The 2,186-nt window shown below is 40.6% G+C and carries 2 protein-coding genes; both read left to right on the forward strand.

All coding sequences use genetic code 11. The features are described from left to right. Positions 1–593: 593 nt before the first annotated feature. Positions 594–1,691 carry a group II intron reverse transcriptase/maturase gene (gene ltrA, locus DW904_RS22475; protein WP_243110552.1) on the forward strand — a complete coding sequence of 366 codons (1,098 nt, stop codon included), beginning with the start codon at positions 594–596 and terminating at the stop codon, positions 1,689–1,691. After that, positions 1,634–2,062 carry a group II intron maturase-specific domain-containing protein gene (locus DW904_RS24405; protein WP_243110553.1) on the forward strand — a complete coding sequence of 143 codons (429 nt, stop codon included), beginning with the start codon at positions 1,634–1,636 and terminating at the stop codon, positions 2,060–2,062. Before ltrA ends, DW904_RS24405 begins: the two co-directional genes overlap by 58 nt. Positions 2,063–2,186: the final 124 nt, after the last annotated feature.

Consider the following 2,186-nt stretch of genomic DNA (forward strand, 5'->3'; position numbering starts at 1 on the left):
TTTGTGTGACTTGAAAGTCACTACATTTATTGTCTTACCGTAAGGTGTAAGACCTGCTGTTCCGTCAGTTGAGTCTAATATCTACAAAGTAGCGGGTAACTGCTATGAGGAAACGAGATATGAAAAATCATCTTTACAGAGATGTAGAACTGATTCCGTGAGGATAAGAACAAGTAAGAGCAACACTGACTTGAGATGATGACTGGGATAGAATGGCTAAGATATCTGAATCACTGGTAAATGCCGTTATGCGCGAACAGGCCAAAGGTTGCTGGGCCTGGCCCAAAATGGGAATGCGGTTTGGTTGGGGGTTGAAACAGCCATCACACGGACTATAGAACCGTCGGCAGAAAGGTGGAGCCTAATCTACCAGCATAAATGTAGTGGAACAAGGTAAGCCCGTATATCTCCATAAAGATACGGAAAGTAACCCGTAAGGGAAACCGATAGATGTGCGGGTAAGGAGGACGGAGAAAGCGAATGCCTTCTTGTAATGAGAAGGATAGAGAATATACTCACCCGAAAGGGGGCAGACTTCCGTCTGGTCTTATGTTGCAAGAGAATTAGCAGAATTTCTGAAAGGAGAAATGCAAATGTACGAGAAATCGTGTGCATCTTCAAATCACATTAAGAGCTGGAAGGATATTGATTTTGGAACAGCTGAATATGAGGTTAAGAAACTGCAGATGCGTATTGCAAAGGCTGTAAAGGAGAACAGAGTAGGAAAAATCAAATCCTTACAATGGACTCTGACTCATTCGTTTTATGCAAAAGCAATTGCTGTAAAAAGAGTAACAGAAAACAAGGGTAAAAGAACACCTGGAGTAGATGGCGTGTGTTGGATAAGTAATGAGGACAAATTTAACGCCATATTCACACTTCAGAGAAGAGGATACCAACCTCAACCGCTCAGACGAATCTACATTCCAAAGAAAAATGGAAAAAAGAGACCACTGAGTATTCCTACAATGAAAGATAGGGCAATGCAAACATTACACAAAATGGCACTGGAACCAGTCACAGAAACTCTGGCAGACGGCACTTCATACGGATTCAGACCCAACAGATGTGTTCAAGACGCTATAGAGCAATGTTTTGTCGACTTGGCTCGAAAAACAGCACCAGAATGGGTGTTGGAAGGTGACATAAAAGGATGTTTCGATAACATAAATCATGAATGGATGCAAAAGAATATCCCTATGGACAAAGAAATTTTGCACAAATTTCTTAAAGCTGGATTTGTGGAAAAGGGAAAACTCAATGCTACTGACCAAGGAACACCACAGGGAGGTACTATTTCACCGACGCTGTGTAATTATGTATTGGACGGATTAGAAAGATTATTGAAGAATAAGTTCAAACGGTATTGGTCGAAAGGTAGACAGATAAATCCAAAAGTAGATCTGGTGCGCTATGCAGATGATTTCATTATTACAGGAGCATCAGAGGAACTATTAAGAAACGAGGTACTACCTTTAGTAAAAGAGTTCATGCATGAAAGAGGATTAGAATTATCGGATGAAAAGACAGTTATTACGAACATACACGATGGATTTGACTTTTTGGGTTGTAATATTCGTAAATATGGGGATAAATTACTTACCAAACCATCAAACAGAATGTTAAATCAATTATGCGTAAAATTCGTGGAACAATTAAGAAGTTCCGAACGGGCAAGCAATCCGATCTGATCAAATGCCTGAATCCTATTATCAGAGGATGGGTGAACTTTCAGAAGTATAACGTATCTTCGGTTGCATTTAGATATGTGGACTGGCAGACATTCAAGGCGCTATGGAGATGGTGCCGACGTAGACATAAAAACAAACCAGCCGCATGGATAAGAGATAAATATTTCCACAGAATCGGAAACCGTAGCTGGACTTTCTCTGAAAAGCTGACGGAGGATAATTATCTCGCATTAGTATATGCAACCGACACAAACATTACCCGTTTTACACGTATTAAAGCGGAAGCGAATCCCTACGATGAAATTTGGATGGAATACTTCGCTGAACGCAAAAATAAATCCTACAGCAATTTCAAATTTGTATACGAATGATATACAACCGGCTTATTGTGGCAGCAATAGGCTTTATAAGGCTTGAGCCGTATGATGGGAAACTATCACGTACGGTTCTTAGGGGAGGGAAGGACAGTAATGCTCTTCTCTTACCCGACTATGC

It is taken from the genome of Ruminococcus sp. AM42-11, assembly GCF_003480145.1.
In the GTDB taxonomy this organism is placed as follows: Bacteria; Bacillota; Clostridia; order Lachnospirales; family Lachnospiraceae; genus Blautia_A; species Blautia_A faecis.